The 1946-nt window shown below is 61.6% G+C and carries 3 protein-coding genes; 2 read left to right on the plus strand and 1 reads right to left on the minus strand.

Annotation, left to right across the window (positions count from 1 at the left end):
• Window positions 1-158: 158 nt before the first annotated feature.
• Window positions 159-527, plus strand: coding sequence for a hypothetical protein (locus tag VFE81_RS21300; RefSeq protein WP_325046493.1), 369 nt, complete (start codon window positions 159-161; stop codon window positions 525-527).
• Between the two features lie 64 nt (window positions 528-591).
• On the opposite strand, the gene VFE81_RS21305 is transcribed toward VFE81_RS21300, so the two are convergent.
• Window positions 592-1218 carry a LysE family translocator gene (locus VFE81_RS21305; protein ID WP_325046494.1) on the minus strand — a complete coding sequence of 209 codons (627 nt, stop codon included), beginning with the start codon at window positions 1216-1218 and terminating at the stop codon, window positions 592-594.
• 157 nt (window positions 1219-1375) lie between these two features.
• On the opposite strand from VFE81_RS21305, the gene VFE81_RS21310 reads away from it, so the two are divergent.
• Window positions 1376-1946 (plus strand): YigZ family protein (locus tag VFE81_RS21310; protein ID WP_325046495.1); only part of this gene is annotated, 571 nt, incomplete at its 3' end.

Here is a 1946-nt window from a genome sequence, read left to right on the forward strand (position 1 = left end):
AGGTACAAGGCCCTGTCGGTACGTTGTGCCGCCGGGTTAGTTTAATCACTAGCCTTAATGAGGCTTGAGCCGTATGCGGGGAAACTCGCACGTACGGTTCTTAGGGGGCGGCGGCGCAGCAATGCGCCGCTGCTACCCGACCATCTTTCGTCTGAGCAATGCGCCTTCCTCCCTTCGCCCCTCCCTCGCTCGCCGAACTGCGCACCTGGTGGCGCACGCGTGATGAGCAGGCCATCCAGCGACTCATCCTCGAGATCCAACGCCAGCGGCTCACGTTGCTGGAATTGCGCAACCTGATCGATAGCGGCGTCCAGCAGGCGCGCGCAGCCGATCGCACGCTGGTCGAACGCGGCGAACCATTAATGACGTTACGCATACGGATCGCGCAGGAAGTGCTGCGTGTGGGTGACATCGACGATACCCGGCAGATGAGCCGCGCCGAACAGGAAAAGCTCGCCGTGCGAACAGAGGGCCAGATGGAATACGCACGTGAAGGCCGCTTGAGGCGGCAGCGCCGGAATATCTAGTGCGAGCGTGGCAGCACGTTTCCGCGCGCCCGAACGAAACGGCGCGCGGCGGCGTGCAGATTCGTCAGCGCGTTTGCGTGGCGACGCGCAGACCAAGCGAAATGAACAGCACGCCGATGATCTTGTTTTGCCAGCGGCTCAGCCATGTCAGGCGCTTCACGAGTTTGCCCAGTGGACGAATGGTCAGCACGATCAGCGTTGTATAAAGCGCGCTCATGCCGACGAAAATCAGCCCGAGCGTCGCGAACTGCATGAACGTGGAGCCATGCTCAGGGCGAACGAACTGCGGCAGGAACGCGAGGAAAAACAGCGCGGTCTTGGGGTTCAACACTTCGGCAGGGATCGCCTGAAAGAAGGCCTTGGAAGCGGATACCTGCGCGACCGCCGGCAAATGCGCGCTCACCTGCTTTTCGCGCAAGGCACGAATGCCCAGATAAATGAGATAGGCGGCGCCGACAAATTTCACGGCATTGAAGGCAAGCGCCGACGTCATCAGCAGGGCCGACAGGCCGACCGATGCGCCTAACGTATGGATGAAATCGCCCACTGCGACACCGAGACCGGTGAGTATGCCGGCCTTGCGTCCGCCATGCACCGTGCGCGTCAAAACCAGCAGCACAGCCGGCCCCGGAATCAGAAAGAGCCCGAGTACAACGGCAACGAACGTTCCTAGCGTAGAAAAATCAGGCATGTGGTCTCCTTATGGCGCTCCCGGCTCCAGCGGACAGGCACGCGTTCAGCGGACGATTGTAGACGAATACCCATCGACGATCCGTTACCATGGCGGGCACAAGGCCGCATGAGATTCACATGCGGTCTGCATCTTTCCATCCACTGAAGTCTTTGCCTTGCCCACCTATACCTTGCCCGCGCCGCTGTCCGCGGAACTCGAGATTCGTAAGAGCCGTTTCATCGCGCATGCGATACCGGTCGCCGACCGCGACGCGGCGATGATCGAGTTGCGTCGTCTGCGCGACGAGCATCCAGGCGCGACGCATGTGTGCTGGGCGCTGCTGGCAGGTGGCCAGTCAGGCATGTCCGACGACGGCGAGCCGTCCGGAACCGCGGGCCGGCCCATTCTCGAAGTGTTGCGGCATCATGATCTGGACGGCGTGCTGGCGGCCGTCGTGCGGTATTACGGTGGTGTAAAGCTGGGCGCCGGCGGGTTGGTGCGGGCGTATACCGATGCGATTGCATCGGCGCTACTGGATGCGCCACGGGTGGAGCGGATTGCTCAGGTTACGCTGATCGTCGAAGTGAGTTACGCCGACGAAGCGAAAGTGCGCAGATGGATCGAGGCTGAAGGTTACGGACTCGTGGACAGTGCTTACGGGATGCTGGTGAAGATGACTGTCCGGCTGCCCGTCAACGCGGTGGACAATGCCCGGCTAGCCCTGGTGGATATGACTCAGGGGAAAG

Origin of the sequence: Paraburkholderia sp. (genome assembly GCF_035656215.1) — a bacterium.
Lineage (GTDB): Bacteria > Pseudomonadota > Gammaproteobacteria > Burkholderiales > Burkholderiaceae > Paraburkholderia.